Source organism: Micromonospora sp. NPDC050187, from assembly GCF_044459745.1.
In the GTDB taxonomy this organism is placed as follows: Bacteria; Actinomycetota; Actinomycetes; order Mycobacteriales; family Micromonosporaceae; genus Micromonospora.
In genome coordinates this window covers 80,196-97,929 of the sequence record NZ_JBITJH010000008.1, presented here as the reverse complement: position 1 = coordinate 97,929, position 17,734 = coordinate 80,196, and the positions used below count along the sequence as shown (strand labels likewise).

Annotated in this window: 16 protein-coding genes and 3 tRNA genes; all 19 read right to left on the bottom strand. The window is 69.7% G+C overall.

The window, feature by feature from the left end; all coding sequences use genetic code 11:
- Positions 1 to 375 (bottom strand): 30S ribosomal protein S12, encoded by a 375-nt coding sequence (rpsL, locus tag ACIBJE_RS14970; RefSeq protein WP_014440718.1) that lies wholly within the window; start codon positions 373 to 375, stop codon positions 1 to 3.
- Positions 376 to 839: 464 nt separating this feature from the next.
- Entirely contained in the window at positions 840 to 1,265 is a 426-nt protein-coding gene (locus ACIBJE_RS14965; RefSeq protein WP_396748352.1) for a hypothetical protein, read from the bottom strand.
- 395 nt (positions 1,266 to 1,660) lie between these two features.
- Positions 1,661 to 2,029: a hypothetical protein gene (locus tag ACIBJE_RS14960; RefSeq protein ID WP_396748350.1), complete on the bottom strand. Its 369-nt coding sequence runs from the start codon at positions 2,027 to 2,029 to the stop codon at positions 1,661 to 1,663.
- Positions 2,030 to 2,134: 105 nt separating this feature from the next.
- Positions 2,135 to 6,028: a DNA-directed RNA polymerase subunit beta' gene (locus ACIBJE_RS14955; RefSeq protein ID WP_396748348.1), complete on the bottom strand. Its 3,894-nt coding sequence runs from the start codon at positions 6,026 to 6,028 to the stop codon at positions 2,135 to 2,137.
- 87 nt (positions 6,029 to 6,115) lie between these two features.
- Positions 6,116 to 9,556, bottom strand: a complete 3,441-nt coding sequence (locus ACIBJE_RS14950) for a DNA-directed RNA polymerase subunit beta (RefSeq protein WP_396748346.1) — start codon at positions 9,554 to 9,556, stop codon at positions 6,116 to 6,118.
- Between the two features lie 575 nt (positions 9,557 to 10,131).
- Complete coding sequence (rplL, locus tag ACIBJE_RS14945; RefSeq protein WP_396748344.1) at positions 10,132 to 10,521, bottom strand: 50S ribosomal protein L7/L12; 390 nt, start codon at positions 10,519 to 10,521, stop codon at positions 10,132 to 10,134.
- Positions 10,522 to 10,576: 55 nt separating this feature from the next.
- Complete coding sequence (rplJ, locus tag ACIBJE_RS14940) at positions 10,577 to 11,122, bottom strand: 50S ribosomal protein L10 (RefSeq protein ID WP_396748342.1); 546 nt, start codon at positions 11,120 to 11,122, stop codon at positions 10,577 to 10,579.
- Between the two features lie 356 nt (positions 11,123 to 11,478).
- Positions 11,479 to 12,171, bottom strand: a complete 693-nt coding sequence (locus tag ACIBJE_RS14935) for a hypothetical protein (RefSeq protein WP_396748340.1) — start codon at positions 12,169 to 12,171, stop codon at positions 11,479 to 11,481.
- On the bottom strand, positions 12,168 to 13,097 hold the full coding sequence (locus ACIBJE_RS14930) for an ATP-binding cassette domain-containing protein (protein ID WP_396748338.1): 930 nt from the start codon (positions 13,095 to 13,097) through the stop codon (positions 12,168 to 12,170). The genes ACIBJE_RS14935 and ACIBJE_RS14930 overlap by 4 nt, the downstream gene beginning before the upstream one ends.
- Positions 13,098 to 13,172: 75 nt before the next feature.
- Positions 13,173 to 13,889 carry a 50S ribosomal protein L1 gene (rplA, locus tag ACIBJE_RS14925; RefSeq protein ID WP_396748336.1) on the bottom strand — a complete coding sequence of 239 codons (717 nt, stop codon included), beginning with the start codon at positions 13,887 to 13,889 and terminating at the stop codon, positions 13,173 to 13,175.
- An 83-nt stretch (positions 13,890 to 13,972) separates the two neighbouring features.
- On the bottom strand, positions 13,973 to 14,404 hold the full coding sequence (gene rplK / locus ACIBJE_RS14920; protein ID WP_396748334.1) for a 50S ribosomal protein L11: 432 nt from the start codon (positions 14,402 to 14,404) through the stop codon (positions 13,973 to 13,975).
- Between the two features lie 191 nt (positions 14,405 to 14,595).
- On the bottom strand, positions 14,596 to 15,318 hold the full coding sequence (nusG, locus tag ACIBJE_RS14915; protein WP_088982039.1) for a transcription termination/antitermination protein NusG: 723 nt from the start codon (positions 15,316 to 15,318) through the stop codon (positions 14,596 to 14,598).
- Positions 15,319 to 15,347: 29 nt separating this feature from the next.
- Complete coding sequence (gene secE / locus ACIBJE_RS14910) at positions 15,348 to 15,743, bottom strand: preprotein translocase subunit SecE (protein ID WP_396748332.1); 396 nt, start codon at positions 15,741 to 15,743, stop codon at positions 15,348 to 15,350.
- A gap of 208 nt (positions 15,744 to 15,951) precedes the next feature.
- Positions 15,952 to 16,024: transfer RNA gene (locus ACIBJE_RS14905), tRNA-Trp, on the bottom strand.
- Between the two features lie 129 nt (positions 16,025 to 16,153).
- Positions 16,154 to 16,546 carry a MaoC family dehydratase gene (locus ACIBJE_RS14900; protein WP_396748678.1) on the bottom strand — a complete coding sequence of 131 codons (393 nt, stop codon included), beginning with the start codon at positions 16,544 to 16,546 and terminating at the stop codon, positions 16,154 to 16,156.
- 43 nt (positions 16,547 to 16,589) lie between these two features.
- Positions 16,590 to 17,036, bottom strand: coding sequence for a MaoC family dehydratase N-terminal domain-containing protein (locus tag ACIBJE_RS14895; RefSeq protein WP_396748330.1), 447 nt, complete (start codon positions 17,034 to 17,036; stop codon positions 16,590 to 16,592).
- Between the two features lie 122 nt (positions 17,037 to 17,158).
- The gene (gene rpmG / locus ACIBJE_RS14890; RefSeq protein ID WP_013288652.1) at positions 17,159 to 17,326 is read right to left on the bottom strand and encodes a 50S ribosomal protein L33; all 168 of its coding nucleotides are present in this window, start codon (positions 17,324 to 17,326) and stop codon (positions 17,159 to 17,161) included.
- A gap of 129 nt (positions 17,327 to 17,455) precedes the next feature.
- A tRNA-Met gene (locus ACIBJE_RS14885) sits at positions 17,456 to 17,528 on the bottom strand.
- Positions 17,529 to 17,554: 26 nt separating this feature from the next.
- Positions 17,555 to 17,627 (bottom strand) — tRNA-Thr (locus tag ACIBJE_RS14880).
- Positions 17,628 to 17,734 lie beyond the last annotated feature (107 nt).

Sequence of the window (17,734 nt, the reverse complement as noted above, 5' to 3'; positions counted from 1 at the left end):
TCAGCTCTTCTCCTTCTTCGCGCCGTAACGGCTGCGCGCCTGCTTGCGGTTACGGACGCCCTGGGTGTCCAGCGAACCGCGGACGATCTTGTAACGCACGCCGGGGAGGTCCTTCACCCGGCCGCCGCGGACGAGCACGATCGAGTGCTCCTGCAGGTTGTGACCCACGCCCGGGATGTAGGCGGTCACCTCGATCTGGCTGCTGAGCTTGACACGAGCGACCTTGCGCAGCGCCGAGTTCGGCTTCTTCGGGGTGGTGGTGTACACGCGGGTGCACACGCCGCGCCGCTGAGGAGAACCCTTCAGCGCCGGGGTCTTGGTCTTACTCGTTTTGGCCTGTCGGCCCTTGCGGACCAGCTGCTGGATCGTGGGCACCGGGTTTCTCCGCTCCCTTCGGCCGCTTCCACGCGGCCGCGCCGTCTGCTCGTTAACCGCTCTGGTGAACGGCTCTCCTACATTCCGGCCAGGGCCACCTCGACGGAGGTCCCGGCACCCGCGGTCGGGCGTGTCGCCCAACTCACGGTTTCCGGTGCCGACGCGCGCGCCGCACCGGGTGTGTCCCTGGCACACGGTCGCCCGCTCGCCAGGTGTTGTGGCTGTGTGGTGCTGCTGCTCGACGACCGGGTCGCCGGGTCCAGCGCACGCACGAGTTGCCCGGGCTGGCCGGGCACAAGGGGAAAGAGTACCTACCACAAGCGTGCAGGTCAAAACGGGGTGGTCCGGTAGGAATGCGTACCCGCTCTCCCGGCTCCCGACGACCTGCCCGTCCGCGTCGGGCATCTACGGGTAACAAGTGTAACGGCTACCCCGCGTCCGGGCCCGGCGACCCCGGCCCGGCCTCAGACGAACTGGGCGAGCACCGCCACACCGAGCCCGAGCAGGCTGAGCCCCAGCCCGGTCGCGCCGCAGCTGATCCCGGCGATGGCCAGTCCCCGGCCGCTGAACCGGACCGTTGGCGGCTGCACCGGCCGGCGGATCTGCCGGGTGCCGAGCACACCGGCGACCACCGCCCCGGCCCCGGTGAGCACACCGAGCAGGGTGAACGCGCCCGCTGCCCAGGCGCCCCAGCCTCCGGCGGCACCGAGCAGGCCGAAGCAGCCGACCACCAGGGAGACCAGGATCGAGATGATGCCGGCGACCAGTGAACCCACCGCGAGACCGGAGGTGACCGGCGGCACCTCCAGGTGTGCCACGCCGAACGGCGTACCGGGGACGGGGTCGATCCGCTTCGGGGGCAGCACCGCCTCCCGGGGCGGCGGGGGCACGGGCCGGACGGGATGACCGCCCGGGCCCGGCGGCGGAAACGGCGGCGGGAACGACCCGCCGGCAACGGGACCGGGGTGCACCACCGGTGGGACGGGGACCGGGCCGGCAGAGGGGTCAGAGGCCGGGCCGGCCGAGGGGTCGAAGATCGGGGGTGCCGCCGGTGGGACGGGGGTCGGGCCGGCAGAGGGGTCGGAGGTCGGGGCCGCCGCCGCTGGGACGGGGGCCGGGCCGGCCCAGGGGCCGGCGTCGGGGGTCACCGCCGGCTGCGCCGGGGCGTCCGCCGACGGCTGCACCGGTTCGGTCACTGGGTCCTCCTGTCGACGGGCGCCGGCCACCGCCGCACGGCGGGTACCGGGGTCAGGCTACCGCCGGGACGCCGCCCGGCACGGCCGGGTCAGTTGACGTCCGGGGCGAAGTCCTGGGTGTAGGGCGCCTCCGCGAGCCGGACCAGGCCGTACACCACGGCGAGCACCACGGTCACCGTGGCCAGGCCCAGGCCGACCCAGGCCAGCCGCTCCCCCTGGCGCAGCCAGGCCGCGCCGGTCAGGAAACCCCCCGAGGCGTACGCCTCCCGGCGCGCCTGCCGAGAGAGTTGCAGCGCCACGGTCGCCGGTACGACACCGCCGAGGAAGAGGCCGGTCAGCGCGGCGATCAGCCCGAGGGCGAACACCGCCCGGGCCTTCGTCGAGCGGGCCGGGTCAGGGTCGAGCGGATGGCGCAGGCCCTGACGCACGGCGGGTGGCTGCCCGGGCGCCGTCGTCATGCCCTCCATCATGCCCCGGCCCGACCGTCGGGGTGTCGGCGGAGGTCCGAAGCCCGGTACGCGACGAGGCCCCCGGCGGTCACCGGGGGCCTCGTCGTGGCACTACTAGCGGTACGACCCGAAGTCGAAGTCGTCCAGCGGAACCGCCTGGCCGCTGGCCGGCCCGAAGCCGTAGTCGGTCTCCGGGTAGCCGGTCATCGAGTAGACCTTGGCCTTCGCCTCCTCGGTCGGCTCGACCCGGACGTTGCGGTACTTGCTGATGCCCGTACCGGCCGGGATGAGCTTACCGATGATCACGTTCTCCTTCAGGCCGATCAGCGAGTCGCTGCGGGCGTGGATCGCCGCGTCCGTCAGCACCCGGGTGGTCTCCTGGAAGGAGGCCGCCGACAGCCACGAGTCGGTGGCCAGCGACGCCTTGGTGATACCCATCAGCACCGGACGTCCGGCGGCGGGCTCGCCGCCCTCGGAGACGAGTCGGCGGTTCTCCGACTCGAACAGTGCCCGGTCGACCAGCACGCCCGGCAGGAACTCGGTCGAGCCGGAGTCGATGACCGTCACCCGCTTGAGCATCTGGCGGATGATGATCTCGATGTGCTTGTCGTGGATGAGCACACCCTGCGAGCGGTAGACCTCCTGGACCTCCTGGGTCAGGTGGACCTGGACCGCGCGCGGACCGAGGATGCGCAGCAGCTCGTGCGGGTCGATGGTGCCCTCGGTGAGCTTCTCGCCGACCTCGACGTGGCCCCCGTCGTGCACGCCCGGCCGCAGCCGGACCCGCTTCGAGATCTTGTCGTAGACGATCTCGTCGCTGCCGTCGTCCGGGATCACGATGATCTTCCGCGAACGCTCGCCGTCCTCGATCCGGATCCGGCCGGGGGTGTCGGCGATCGGCGCCTTGCCCTTCGGGACCCGGGCCTCGAAGATCTCCGTGACACGCGGCAGACCCTGGGTGATGTCCTCACCCGCGACACCACCGGTGTGGAAGGTACGCATGGTCAGCTGCGTACCCGGCTCACCGATCGACTGGGCGGCGATGATGCCGACCGCCTCGCCGATGTCCACCGTCTTGCCGGTGGGCAGCGAACGTCCGTAGCAGGCGCCGCAGACACCCAGCTTCGACTCGCAGGTGAGCACGCTGCGCACCCGGACGTTCTCCACCCCGGCGGCAACGATCTTGTCGACCAGGATCGAGTTCAGGTCCGAGCCCCGCTCGACGACGACGGTGCCGTCCGGCCCCTTGATGTCGTCGGCCAGGGTCCGGGCGTGCACCCCGGTCTCGGCGTGCTCGTGCACCACCAGCGTGCCGTCGATCCGCTCGCCGACCTGCATCGGGATCGCCCGGTCGGTGCCGCAGTCCTCCTCGCGGATGATGACGTCCTGCGAGACGTCCACCAGACGACGGGTCAGGTAACCCGAGTCGGCGGTCCGCAGCGCGGTGTCCGCCAGACCCTTCCGGGCGCCGTGCGTGGAGATGAAGTACTCCAGTACGGACAGACCCTCCCGGTAGCTCGACTTGATCGGCCGGGGGATGATCTCGCCCTTCGGGTTGGCCACCAGGCCACGGATCGCGGCGATCTGCCGAAGCTGGAGCAGGTTACCGCGGGCGCCCGAGTGGATCATCTTCCACAGCGGGTTCTCCCGGGGCAGCGAGGTCTCCAGGTTCTTGGCGACCTCGTTGGTGGCCTTGGTCCAGATCTCGATGAGCTCGCCGCGGCGCTCCTCACCGGTCATGAGTCCACGCTGGTACTGCTTGTCGATCCGGTCGGCTTCCTTCTCGTACCGGGCCAGGATCTCCCGCTTGCTCGGCGGGGTGACGACGTCCTCCATGCCGATGGTCACGCCGGACCAGGTGGCCCAGTGGAAACCGGCCTCCTTGAGCCCGTCGAGGGTGGCCGCGAGGGCCACCTTCGGGAACCGCTCGGCGAGGTCGTTGACGATCGCGGAGAGCTGCCCCTTGCGCACCTCGTAGTTCACGAAGCGGTAGCCGACCGGCATGGTCTCGTTGAACAGCACCCGACCGAGGGTGGTGTCGACGATGAGCGGCTCGCCCTCGACCCAGCCCTCCGGCGCGACCCACGGCTCGGCCCCGGCGCCGTTGTCGACACCGGTGACGCCGTGCAGCCGGATCCGCACCGGCGACTGGAGGTGCAACTCGCCGTTGTCGAAGGCCATCCGCGCCTCGGCGTCCGAGCTGAACGCCCGGCCCTCGCCCTTGCCACCCGGGGTGTAGTGGGTGAGGTGGTACAGACCGATGATCATGTCCTGGGTGGGCATGGTCACCGGCTTGCCGTCGGCCGGCTTGAGGATGTTGTTCGACGACAGCATCAGGATCCGCGCCTCGGCCTGCGCCTCGGCGGAGAGCGGCACGTGCACCGCCATCTGGTCACCGTCGAAGTCGGCGTTGAACGCGGTGCAGACCAGCGGGTGGATCTGGATGGCCTTGCCCTCGACCAGCTGTGGCTCGAACGCCTGGATGCCCAGCCGGTGCAGGGTGGGCGCCCGGTTGAGCAGCACCGGGTGCTCGCCGATGACCTCTTCCAGCACGTCCCACACGACCGGCCGCTGCCGCTCGACCATCCGCTTGGCGGACTTGATGTTCTGCGCGTGGTTGAGGTCGACCAGCCGCTTCATCACGAACGGCTTGAACAGCTCCAGCGCCATCTGCTTGGGCAGGCCGCACTGGTGCAGCTTCAGCTTCGGGCCGACGACGATGACGGAACGGCCGGAGTAGTCGACCCGCTTGCCGAGCAGGTTCTGCCGGAACCGGCCCTGCTTGCCCTTGAGCATGTCGGAGAGCGACTTCAGCGGCCGGTTACCCGGACCGGTGACCGGACGACCGCGACGGCCGTTGTCGAACAGCGCGTCGACGGCCTCCTGGAGCATCCGCTTCTCGTTGTTGACGATGATCTCGGGCGCGCCGAGGTCGATCAGTCGCTTGAGACGGTTGTTCCGGTTGATCACCCGGCGGTACAGGTCGTTCAGGTCGGAGGTCGCGAAGCGGCCACCGTCGAGCTGCACCATCGGCCGCAGGTCCGGCGGGATCACCGGGACGCAGTCGAGCACCATGCCGAGCGGCGAGTTGCGGGTGTTCAGGAACGCGGCGACCACCTTGAGCCGCTTGAGCGCCCGGATCTTCCGCTGCCCCTTGCCGGAACGGATGATCTCGCGGAGGTTCTCGGCCTCGGCGTCGAGGTCCATGTTCTGGACCAGCGCCTTGATCGCCTCGGCGCCCATGCCACCGGTGAAGTACTCGCCGAACCGGTCGCGCAGCTCACGGTAGAGCAGCTCGTCGGTGACCAGCTGCTTCGAGTCCAGCTTGCGGAAGGTGTCGAGCACCTCGTCCAGACGGTCGATCTCGCGCTGGGCCCGGTCGCGGATCTGGCGCATCTCGCGCTCTCCGCCCTCCTTGACCTTGCGCCGGACGTCCGCCTTGGCACCCTCGGCCTCCAGCTCCGCCAGGTCGGCCTCGAGCTTGGCGGCCCGCTTCTCGATCTCCGAGTCGCGGCTGTTCTCGGCCTGCCGCTTCTCGGCCAGGATCTCGTTCTCGATCGTGGAGAGGTCACGGTGACGCGACTCGGCGTCCACGCTCGTCACCACGTACGAGGCGAAGTAGATGATCTTCTCGAGGTCCTTGGGGGCGAGGTCCAGCAGGTAGCCCAGCCGGCTCGGCACGCCCTTGAAGTACCAGATGTGGGTCACCGGGGCGGCCAGCTCGATGTGCCCCATGCGCTCACGACGCACCTTGGAGCGGGTCACCTCGACGCCGCAGCGCTCACAGATGATGCCCTTGAACCGGACCCGCTTGTACTTGCCGCAGTAGCACTCCCAGTCCCGCTGCGGACCGAAGATCTTCTCGCAGAAGAGCCCGTCCTTCTCCGGCTTCAGGGTGCGGTAGTTGATCGTCTCAGGCTTCTTGACCTCGCCGTGGGACCACTGACGGATGTCGTCGGCGGTGGCGAGACCGATGCGCAGCTCGTCGAAGAAGTTGACGTCGAGCACTTGGTTATCCCTCACATCAAGTCAGCTCGGTTGATGGTTCGGCGGATCGGGTGCGGCGGCGGGCTCGCGCCGCCGCACCCGGCCCGATCAGACTTCGTCGACGCTGCTCACACCCTCGTTGGGACGGCGGGACAGGTCGATGCCGAGTTCCTCCGCCGCCCGGAACACCTCGTCGTCGGTCTCACGCATCTCCAGGGCCACACCGTCGGAGGAGAGCACCTCGACGTTGAGGCAGAGCGACTGGAGCTCCTTGAGCAGGACCTTGAACGACTCCGGGATGCCCGGTTCGGGGATGTTCTCGCCCTTGACGATCGCCTCGTAGACCTTGACCCGGCCCAGGACGTCGTCGGACTTGATGGTCAGCAGCTCCTGGAGCGCGTACGCCGCGCCGTAGGCCTGCATGGCCCAGCACTCCATCTCGCCGAACCGCTGGCCACCGAACTGCGCCTTACCACCCAGCGGCTGCTGCGTGATCATCGAGTACGGGCCGGTCGACCGAGCGTGGATCTTGTCGTCGACCAGGTGGTTCAGCTTGAGGATGTAGATGTAGCCGACCGCGATCGGGTCCGGCAGCGGCTCGCCGGAGCGACCGTCGAACAGCTGCGCCTTGCCGGAGGACCCGATCAGCTGCTTGCCGTCCCGGTTGGGCAGGGTCGACGCGAGCAGACCGGAAATCTCCTCCTCGCGGGCACCGTCGAAGACCGGGGTGGCCACGTTGGTGTCCGGCTCGGCCTCGGCGGCGTCGATCGAGCGCAGCGCACGCTTCCACTCGTCGTCGTCGCCCTCGACGTTCCAGCCGGTCTTGGCGACCCAGCCGAGGTGGGTCTCCAGGACCTGGCCGATGTTCATCCGGCCCGGCACACCGAGCGGGTTGAGCACGATGTCGACCGGGGTGCCGTCCTCCAGGAAGGGCATGTCCTCGACCGGCAGGATCTTGGAGATGACGCCCTTGTTGCCGTGCCGGCCGGCGAGCTTGTCGCCGTCCTGGATCTTCCGCTTCTGGGCGACGTAGACCCGGACCAGCTCGTTGACACCCGGCGGCAGCTCGTCGCCGTCCTCGCGGGAGAAGGTCCGGACGCCGATGACCGTGCCGGTCTCGCCGTGCGGCACCTTCAGCGAGGTGTCCCGGACCTCGCGCGCCTTCTCACCGAAGATCGCGCGGAGCAGCCGCTCCTCCGGGGTCAGCTCGGTCTCGCCCTTCGGCGTGACCTTGCCGACCAGGATGTCGCCGGGGACGACCTCGGCGCCGATCCGGATGATGCCGCGCTCGTCGAGGTCGGCGAGCATCTCCTCGCTGACGTTCGGGATGTCGCGGGTGATCTCCTCCGGGCCGAGCTTGGTGTCCCGGGCGTCGACCTCGTGCTCCTCGATGTGGATCGAGGTGAGCACGTCCTGCTGCACGAGGCGCTGCGACAGGATGATCGCGTCCTCGTAGTTGTGGCCCTCCCAGGTCATGAACGCCACGAGCAGGTTGCGCCCGAGCGCCATCTCGCCCTCGTCGGTGCACGGACCGTCGGCGATGACCTGGCCGGCCTCGACGCGGTCGCCCTCGAAGACCACCGGCTTCTGGTTGACGCAGGAGCCGGCGTTGGAGCGGCGGAACTTGTGCAGCAGGTACGTCCGGCGGTGGCCGTCGTCCTGGTGGATGGTGATGTAGTCGGCGCAGAGGTCCTCGATCACACCGCCGACCTCGGCCACCACGACGTCACCGGCGTCGACCGCGGCACGGTACTCCATGCCGGTGCCGACCAGCGGAGACTCCGCCTTGACCAGCGGCACGGCCTGCCGCTGCATGTTCGCGCCCATCAGGGCCCGGTTGGCGTCGTCGTGCTCGAGGAACGGGATCATCGCGGTCGCGACCGAGGTCATCTGCCGCGGCGAGACGTCCATGTAGTCCACGGCCGACGGCGCCACGTCCTCGGTCTCGCCGCCCTTACGACGGACCAGGACGCGGTCCTCGGCGAAGGTGCCGTCGGCCAGCAACGGCGCGTTCGCCTGGGCCTTGACGAACCGGTCCTCCTCGTCCGCAGTCAGGTAGTCGATCTGGTCGGTGACCCGACCGTCGACGACCTTCCGGTACGGCGTCTCGATGAAGCCGAACGGGTTGACCCGGGCGAACGTGGAGAGCGCGCCGATCAGGCCGATGTTCGGGCCTTCCGGCGTCTCGATCGGGCACATCCGGCCGTAGTGCGACGGGTGCACGTCCCGGACCTCGAAGCCGGCCCGCTCCCGGGACAGACCACCCGGGCCGAGCGCGCTCAGCCGGCGCCGGTGGGTCAGGCCCGCCAGCGGGTTGGTCTGGTCCATGAACTGGGACAGCTGCGACGTACCGAAGAACTCCTTGATCGCCGCCACCACCGGGCGGATGTTGATCAGGGTCTGCGGCGTGATCGCCTCGACATCCTGGGTGGTCATCCGCTCGCGGACGACCCGCTCCATCCGGGAGAGGCCGACCCGGACCTGGTTCTGGATCAGCTCGCCGACGGTACGCAGGCGACGGTTGCCGAAGTGGTCGATGTCGTCGGCCTCGTAGCCGTCCTCACCGGCGTGCAGCCGGCAGAGGTACTCCACGGTGGCGACGATGTCGTCCTCGGTCAGCGTGCCGGTGGTGATCGGCACCTGGACTTCGAGCTTCTTGTTGAACTTGTACCGACCGACCTTGGCGACGTCGTACCGCTTCGGGTTGAAGAAGAGGTTGTCGAGCAGGGTCTGGGCGTTCTCCCGGGTCGGCGGCTCGCCAGGGCGCAGCTTCCGGTAGATGTCGAGTAGCGCCTCGTCCTGGCCGGCGATGTGGTCCTTCTCCAGGGTGGTCATCATCAGCTCGGACCAGCCGAACCGCTCGCGGATCTGCTCGGCCGACCAGCCGACCGCCTTGAGCAGGACGGTGACCGCCTGCCGGCGCTTGCGGTCGATCCGGACACCGACGGTGTCGCGCTTGTCGATGTCGAACTCCAGCCAGGCACCCCGGCTGGGGATGACCTTGACGCTGGAGAGGTCGCGGTCGGAGGTCTTGTCCGGCTCCTTGGAGAAGTACACGCCCGGTGACCGGACGAGCTGGCTGACCACGACGCGCTCGGTGCCGTTGATGATGAAGGTGCCCTTCGGCGTCATCATCGGGAAGTCACCCATGAACACCGTCTGGCTCTTGATCTCGCCGGTGGTGTTGTTGGTGAACTCCGCGGTCACGAAGAGCGGCGCGCAGTAGGTCAGATCCTTCTCCTTGCACTCCTCGATCGAGGCCTTGACCTCGTCGAAGCGCGGTGCCGAGAAGGAGAGCGACATGGTGCCGGAGAAGTCCTCGATGGGACTGATCTCGTCGAGGATCTCCGCGAGACCCGAGCGTGCGTGCGGGTCGTCAGCCGACCGGCCCTGCCAGGCCTCGTTGCCGACGAGCCAGTCGAAGGACTCGTTCTGGATGGCGAGGAGGTTGGGGACCTCGAGATGTTCGGTGATCCTGCCGAATGAGACACGGCGGGGAGCGAAAGCGCTCGACGTACGACTGGTCTTCGCAGGGCGGGAAGCTGCCAAGATGCGTCCTTCCGAGGACCGGTGCTGCAGAACGGCTGGTACGCGTGCACTCCAATGACCCCACCAGAAACACCCATAATTGGACATTCCGAGCAGGGGTCGAGATCGGAAGGCAGCGCAAACTAGCAGTGTAGCCGAAAGGCTAACCGCTGTCCAGCCCACCCCGCAGGTCGCCGCGGAACGTGCCTCGGGACCCCCGAAACGGGGTCTACCGGGCCGCTCGGAACGCGGCGCTCCCGCTGGACCACCCGGTTCTACTGCGGCATGGTGCCGCCGCAGCCCTTACCCCGGGCGTGGCCGTCGCAAGCGTGGAAGGTCTTGCAGGTGTCAGCGTGCCTGCCCGGGCGGGGTCGCGTCAAGGGCTGATCACCTTCCGGAGCCCTCTTTCCCACCGCCGTGCGACCGTCCGACACCGCTGCGTCACGGCCACCCGAAGGCAATTCCCAGCTCACACACCTTGCCCCCAGGTGACCGAACGACAACGGGCGGTGATCCCGTGATGGGATCACCGCCCGCCGTGTGCTGTCGTGTGCCTCAGCTCACGTGAGCCGGGACACCGTCGAGGCACGCTCAGGTCACTTGAGGGTGACCTTGGCACCCTCGCCCTCGAGCTTGGCCTTGGCCTTCTCGGCGGTCTCCTTGTTGACCTTCTCCAGGATGGCCTTCGGGGCGCTCTCGACGGCGTCCTTGGCCTCCTTGAGGCCCAGGCCGGTCAGCTCACGCACGACCTTGATGACCTGGATCTTCTTGCCACCGTCGGCCTCGAGGACGACGTCGAACTCGTCCTTCTCCGGCTCGGCCTCGGCGGCCGCGCCGCCGCCGCCCGGGCCGGCGACCATCATCGCGGCCGGGGCCGCGGCGGTGACCTCGAAGGTCTCCTCGAACTGCTTCACGAACTCGGAGAGCTCGATCAGCGTCATCTCCTTGAACGCGTCGAGCAGCTCGTCGGTGCTGAGCTTCGCCATGGCTGGCGTCCTTTCCTAATTCTACGGAAGATCGAACCGGGGTGCCGGAAGGCCGTCAGGCCTGCTCGGCGCCCTCCTTCTCGCGCTTGTCCTGCAGAGCGGCCGCCAGACGGGCGGTCTTCGACAGCGGGGCCTGGAACAGGGCCGCGGCCTTGCTCAGGTTGCCCTTCATCGCGCCGGCCAGCTTGGCCAGCAGCACCTCACGGGACTCCAGGTCGGCAAGCTTCGTGACCTCGGCCGCGGAGATGGCCCTGCCCTCGAAGACACCGCCCTTGATGACGAGCTTCGGGTTGGTCTTCGCGAAGTCGCGAAGCCCCTTCGCCGCCTCGACGACGTCGCCCGAAACGAAAGTCAGCGCGGTAGGACCGGAGAACAGCTCGTCGAGGCCGCTGATGCCAGCGTCCGTCGCGGCGCGCTTGGCCAGCGTGTTCTTGGCGACCGTGTAGGTGGTCTCCTGGCCCAGCGAACGCCGCAGCTGGGTCAGCTGGGCGACCGTCAGGCCGCGGTACTCGGTCAGCACGGTGGCGCCGGCGCCCCGGAACTGCTCGGTCAGCTCGGCGACGGCCGTGGCCTTGTCGGCCCGGATCGGCTTGTCCGCCATGTCCCTCCTCTCTCGTTACGCCAGGCTGGTCACCAACGAAGCCGGGAGGCGTCGGTGGTGGCGGAGGAATCGCGGGTAACGAGAAAAGCCCCGGCGCAGGGCGCACGGGGCGAGGGCCGGCGGATCGGGACGCAGTCGGCGGACCACGTGCCAACGAACCGGTTTTCGCTTGCCGCCCTACGCGGGTCGCCCGTCATTCGCGGGACCTTCGACCGTGCCTGGGCACGGTGACCAGCGGTCTCTGGGTGGTACTTCATCCAAATTACTTTGGATAACGTCAGAAGACTACGCGACCCCTGCCCAGCCACCAAATCGACCCCGGCGTGGGCTCGGTCACCCCGGGTGAGCGGGCGGCCTCAGCCCCGCAACCGGCGACGCCAGGCGTAGCCGGCCAGCACCACACCGCTCCACAACACCGCCCAACCCGTGAGCAGGAGCGCCGCCGGTACGGCCACCCCGGCCGCGGTGGCCCGCGCGGTCGGCATGACCGGCGGCGCGAGCCACGGCAGCACCGAGCCGGCACGGCCGAACACCAGCGCGACGACCGAACCGACGGCGAGCACCGCCACGCCGTACCCGGTGCTGCCGACGCAGGCGCGGCTGGCCAGTGCGCCGAGCGCCACGGCGGCCGGCACGGCGAGCAGGTGGGCCCAGAGCCCCAAGGCGATCCCCATCGGCAGCGACCGGTCGTCGGCGGCCACCGGGCCGGCCAGCCCGCCCAGGGGCCACGGCAGCAGCAGCGCCAGCGCCACCGTGCCGAGCGCCACCACCGTGGCGGCGACCAGGCCGGCCACCTGCTCCCGGCGGCGGCTGCCGACCGCCACCAGCGCCATCCGGCGCTGCACGTCCGGCTCCACGTCCAGCAGCAGCTTGGCCTGCCAGGCCAGCACCGGGAAGAGGACCACCGCCGAGACGCCGTACGCCTCCGCCGGCTGGGCGCGACCGCCGCCGTAGAGGACCCCGAGCACGACCAGACCGGCGAGCAGGGGCGCGAGGACCCGGCCGGTACGCAGGAAACCCGCCAGCCGGAGCCGGACCAGCGCGGTCACCGGACCACCCCGTCCGGGATGACGGTGTCGTCGGCCGGCGGTCGTCGCGGCTCCACCCCCACACCCGGCCCGGGGTCGTCGACCGCCGCCCCGCTGCCGTCACCCGCCCCGTTGCCGACCGCCGCCGCGCTGCCGTCACCCGGCTCGACGGCGTCGTCCGTCGGCCCGGCGGCGGGTTGCGGGCCTTCGTCGGCCGGCTCGGCGGTGCGTACCCGCAGGACCTGGTGGCCGGCTGCGCGCAACCGGGCGACGGTGCCGGCGACCCGCGCGGCGGGGACCGCCACCTCGACCACCGCCAGGCCCTCCGACTCGTCGGCGCTCTCGGTCACCGTGCCGTCGGCGACCGTCCAGAGCCGCGCTCCGGGCAGCCGGACCGTCTCGTTGCGGTGGTCGCTGACCAGGACCCGTCCGCCGGCGGCGAGCACCTCGTCGACCACCAGCGGCACCAGGTCACGGGCGGCGGCGTCCAGCCCCTCCCAGGGCTCGTCCAGCACCAGCAGGCCGGGCAGCCGGAGCATCGCCTGTGCCAGGCCGACCTTCTGCGCCGTCCCCTTCGACAGGTCCGGCAGGCGGACCCGCCGAAAGCCGGCGACACCGAGCCGGGCCGTCCACTCGTCGACCGCCCGGTCCGCCTCGGCGGCGGACAGCCCGGCCACCCGGGCCATCGCGGTGAGGTAGTACGCCACCGTGAAGGGCTGGTCGGCGGGGAACCGCTCCGGCACCCAGCCGACGTGGCGAGGGCGGTCGACGACCCGGCCACGGGTGGGGCGGAGCACCCCCGCAGCCGCCTGGAGCAGAGTGGACTTGCCGGCCCCGTTGCGGCCGAGGACGACGGCCAGCTCGCCCGGCCCGACCTCCGCGTTCGCCTGTCGCAGCACCCACGGCCCCCGCCGGTGGTAGCGCACCGAGACGTTCTCCAGCCGCATGCCGACGAGCTTGCCACAGGAAAGACGAATCGGGGCGCCGCCACCAACGGTGGCGACGCCCCGATCGGGCGTACGTCAGCCTTCGGACGAGTCCTCGTGCAGGTTCTTCACCACGTTCGGGTCGACCGGCACGCCCGGGCCCATCGTGGTGGTGAGGGTGACCTTCTTCAGGTACTTGCCCTTGGCGGCCGACGGCTTGACCCGCAGCACCTCGTCGAGGACGGCCGCGTAGTTGTCGATCAGCTGCGTCTCGGAGAAGGACGCCTTGCCGATGATCAGGTGCAGGTTCGAGTGCTTGTCCACCCGGAAGGCGATCTTACCGCCCTTGATGTCCGCGACGGCCTTGGCGACGTCCATGGTCACCGTGCCCGTCTTCGGGTTCGGCATGAGACCGCGCGGGCCCAGGATCCGCGCGATCCGGCCGATCTTGGCCATCTGGTCCGGGGTGGCGATCGCCGCGTCGAAGTCCAGCCAGCCCTCCTGGATCCGGGCGACCAGCTCGTCGGTGCCCACCTCGTCGGCACCGGCACCGGCGGCCTCCTCGGCCTTCGCACCGGCGGCGAAGACGATCACGCGGGCGGTCTTACCGGTGCCGTGCGGCAGGTTGACCGTGCCCCGGACCATCTGGTCCGCCTTGCGGGGGTCGACGCCGAGGCGCATGGCGACCTCGACCGTGGCGTCGAACTTGACGGCGGTGGTCTCCTTGGCGAGCTTGACCGCCTCGGACGGGCTGTACAGCTTCGACCGGTCGATGACCTCGGCGGCCTTGCGGTAGCTCTTGCTGCGCTGCATGTTTCTACTACTCCTGTGGTCTCTGTCGGGCGCCGTGCATCACGCGCCCTCCCACGAACGGGTCAGGTGTCGGGTCGCCGAGGTCAGTCGTTGACGACGATGCCCATCGACCGGGCGGTGCCGGCGATGATCTTCTCAGCCTGGTCGAGGTCGTTGGCGTTGAGGTCGGCCATCTTCTTCTCGGCGATCTCACGCAGCTGGGCGCGGGTGACCGAGCCGACCTTGTCCTTCTGCGGCACCCCGGAGCCCTTCTGCACACCGGCGGCCTTGATCAGCAGCCGGGCGGCGGGCGGGGTCTTCAGCACGAAGGTGAAGGTCCGGTCCTCGTACACGCTGATCTGGGCGGGGACGATGTCGCCCCGCTGCGACTCGGTCTGCGCGTTGTAGGTCTTGCAGAACTCCATGATGTTCACGCCGTGCTGGCCGAGCGCGGGGCCGACCGGCGGCGCCGGAGTGGCCTGGCCCGCCGGCAGCTGAAGCGTGAACGTCTTGACGAGCTTCTTCTTCGGAGGCATGTCTCTTCCTGGGGCTTGGAACGGGAAAAGTGATGCTGGCGCGTCCCCGCTCGATGCGCGCACGGTCAGCACGACAGAACGGGGGCGACGTTCTAGGGTAGCGCAGCCCGCTGCCACCGCTTGCGGTGAGGGCCGACGGGCCGGCGTACGGGTCGGGGCGGCGGGCCACGCCCACCGCCCCGGACACTACGTCAGATCTTGGTGACCTGGTTGAAGTTCAGCTCCACCGGGGTCTCCCGGCCGAAGATCGACACCAGCACCTTGAGCTTCTGCTGGTCGGCGTTGATCTCACTGATCGTGGCCGGCAGCGAGGCGAACGCACCGTCGGTGACGGTGACCGAGTCGCCGACCTCGAAGTCGAGGACCTTGACCTCGGGCTTCGCCTTCTTCTGCTCGGTCTCCACCGCCGGTGCCAGCCACTTCAGCACCTCGTCGAGGGAGAGCGGGGCCGGGCGGTCGGCCCGGTCGGTGGCCCCCACGAAACCGGTGACGCCCGGGGTGTTGCGGACGCAGGAGTACGACTCCGGGGTGAGCTCCATCCGGACCAGGATGTAGCCCGGGAAGACCTTGTTCTGGACCTGGAGGCGCTTGCCGTTCTTGACCTCGACCTCTTCCCGGGTCGGCACCTCGACCTGGTAGATGTAGTCCTCCATGTCGAGGGACGTGATCCGGGTCTCGAGGTTGGTCTTGACCTTGTTCTCGTAGCCCGCGTAGGAGTGCACCACGTACCAGTCGCCCGGTGCGTAGCGCAGCTTCTGGCGCAGCTCGGCGACCGGGTCGAAGTCCTCCTCCGGCGCCGGCTCGGTCAGTGCGAACTCCGGCTCGCTGGCGGCCTCGACCGACTCGTCACCCGCCGCCGTCACCACCGAGGACTGCTCGTCCGCGGGTCCGGCGGTCTCGTCGTACTCAGGCACGCTCGCTCACTTCCGTCACTATCGCTTGGTCAGCTGGATCCGCCGAAGACCAGCAGCGCACCCTTGGCGAACACGAAGTCGAGTCCGACGACGAGCGCGGTGACCACCGTCACGAACGCGACCACCACCGCGGTGTAGGTCAGCAGCTCCTTGCGGGTCGGCCAGATGACCTTACGCAGTTCGGCCACGACCTCGCGGATGAACCGCGCGAAGCGCCCGAACAATCCGACCTTGTCGTCCGACTTGGTCTTCGGCTTGCTGTCGGCCGAGTCGGCCTTGGTCCGCGACCGGGTCGCGGTGCCGCCCCGGGAGACCGGCTCCTCCGCGTCGGTGGCGTCGTCGTCGTCGGCGGCGACGCTCTCGACGGTCTCGTCGTCGAGACGGTCGTCGCCGGCGTCCTCGCCGCGCCGCTTCTTGTCGGCCACTTCGCCCTCCGTCGCGGATGTCGGGTCGCACGTCGTTGAACGTGCGCGGCGCTGGTCACGCCGGCCGGACCAGCCGTCCCGCGACGGGCCGCGGCCGGCGGATCAGCCGAAGGGCCCGATGCCTCGGAGCCATCCTGCCGATGCCACCACCACGGGCCGAGCGCCGCCGGCAGGCGGCGCGACCCACGGAACGGTCAGGCCTGAGGCGCAGGGGTGACAGGACTTGAACCTGCAGCCTGCGGTTTTGGAGACCGCTGCTCTGCCAATTGAGCTACACCCCTGTGCGGCAATTGCTCGCCCCACACCGACACGCAGGACGGTGCAGGGGTCACTTGCCCCACGGCGGACCAGTGTACGGGTAGTGGGTCCACTTTCCCAACCGGTCCACCTCTCGCGGGTCGAAACGCAGGTCAGCGGGGTGCGCGGATGGTCGCCCGGGCCTGGGCGAGGACCTTCTCGCCGTTGCAGGTGGCGGTCAGGTCGAGGCGGGTGAGCCCGTCCTCGGTGATCTCCCGCACCTTCGCGGAGACCTCGATCTCGGCCCCCTCGTCGTCGTCCGGCACGACCACCGGACGGGTGAAGCGGACGTTGTAGTCGACCACCGCGTCCGCCGCGCCGGCCCACTCGGTGACCGCCCGCCCGACCAGCGCCATGGTGAACATCCCGTGCGCGATCACCCCGGGCAGCCCCACGCCGGTGGCGAAACGGTCGCTCCAGTGGATGGGGTTGAAGTCGCCGGAGGCACCCGCGTAGCGGACCAGGTCCGCCCGGGTGATCCGGTACGTCCGGGTGGGCAGCTCGATTCGGCCCTTCCCCGCCTCGGCCGCCGTGGTCGCCGTGTCCATCTCAGTCCTCCCCGCGCACGACGAGCTTCGACCAGACGGTGACCACGGGCTCGTCGGCCACCGTGGAAACCTCGGTCCGGATGGTCAGGAAGCCGTGCCCGCCCCGGTTGTCGATCGCCTCGACGTGGTTGACGCAGACCAGCTCGTCCCCGGCGGCCACCGGACGGGTGTAGGCGAACCGCTGGTCGCCGTGGACCACCCGGCTGTAGTCGACCCCCAGGTCCGGGTCGTCGACGATCTGGCGGCTCGCCGCCATGGTGATCGTCACCGGGAAGGTCGGCGGGGCGACCACGTCGCGGTGGCCGAGGGCTCGGGCGGCCTCCGGGTCGTGGTAGGCCGCGTCGGCGGCGCCGATCGCCGTGGCGAACTCACGGATCTTCTCTCGGCCCACCTGGTAGGGGGCGGTCGGCGGGTAGCTCCGGCCGACGAAGGACGGGTCCAGTGACATGCGGAGAACCTACACGGACGAAAAACGCCGGTCCGGCGCGCACGGGCGATGGATGCCACGCCCTGCGCGCCGGATCGGCGTCGGAAGCTGAGTGAACCGGCCGGCGGAAACCGGCCGCCGGATCAGCGGGTCTCGCGGTGAACGGTGTGCTTGCCGTCCCGGGGGCAGAACTTCTTCAGCTCGATGCGGTCCGGGTCGTTACGGCGGTTCTTGCGCGTGATGTAGTTGCGCTCCTTGCACTCCACACACGCCAAAGTGATCTTCGGCCGGACATCGGTAGCCTTCGCCACGGCGGAGTGCCTTCCTCGCTAAGGATCAACTACGGCGTAGCAGCTTAGGCACTGACTACGCGGACACGCAAAGTGGGCGCCATTGGCGCCCGTTCACCGCCCACCGGACATCGGCCCGGAGGACGAGAGTAGCGGTGGCCGGACTTGAACCGGCGACACAGCGATTATGAGCCGCTTGCTCTGCCATCTGAGCTACACCGCCGCAGGCGGGTCCAGCCGGACCCTCTGAGCCCCCTTACGGAATCGAACCGTAGACCTTCTCCTTACCATGGAGACGCTCTGCCGACTGAGCTAAGGGGGCCTACCCGATCACCCCGGAGGGCGTCGCGCAGGGGTAACAGTACACGGCGGAGCCCGGGAGGTGAAATCGGATCCCCCCTCCCCCGCCGCGACGGGCATCGGCGCAGG

What these genes read in the sequence shown, in the direction of transcription:
- ACIBJE_RS14960 (WP_396748350.1), bottom strand. Translation starts at nt 2,029, where the DNA reads ATGACGACGGCGCCCGGGCAGCCACCCGCCGTGCGTCAGGGCCTGCGC.
- rplL (WP_396748344.1), bottom strand. Translation starts at nt 10,521, where the DNA reads ATGGCGAAGCTCAGCACCGACGAGCTGCTCGACGCGTTCAAGGAGATG.
- rplJ (WP_396748342.1), bottom strand. Translation starts at nt 11,122, where the DNA reads ATGGCGGACAAGCCGATCCGGGCCGACAAGGCCACGGCCGTCGCCGAG.
- ACIBJE_RS14930 (WP_396748338.1), bottom strand. Translation starts at nt 13,097, where the DNA reads ATGCGGCTGGAGAACGTCTCGGTGCGCTACCACCGGCGGGGGCCGTGG.
- rplA (WP_396748336.1), bottom strand. Translation starts at nt 13,889, where the DNA reads ATGCAGCGCAGCAAGAGCTACCGCAAGGCCGCCGAGGTCATCGACCGG.
- rplK (WP_396748334.1), bottom strand. Translation starts at nt 14,404, where the DNA reads ATGCCTCCGAAGAAGAAGCTCGTCAAGACGTTCACGCTTCAGCTGCCG.
- ACIBJE_RS14895 (WP_396748330.1), bottom strand. Translation starts at nt 17,036, where the DNA reads ATGTCACTGGACCCGTCCTTCGTCGGCCGGAGCTACCCGCCGACCGCC.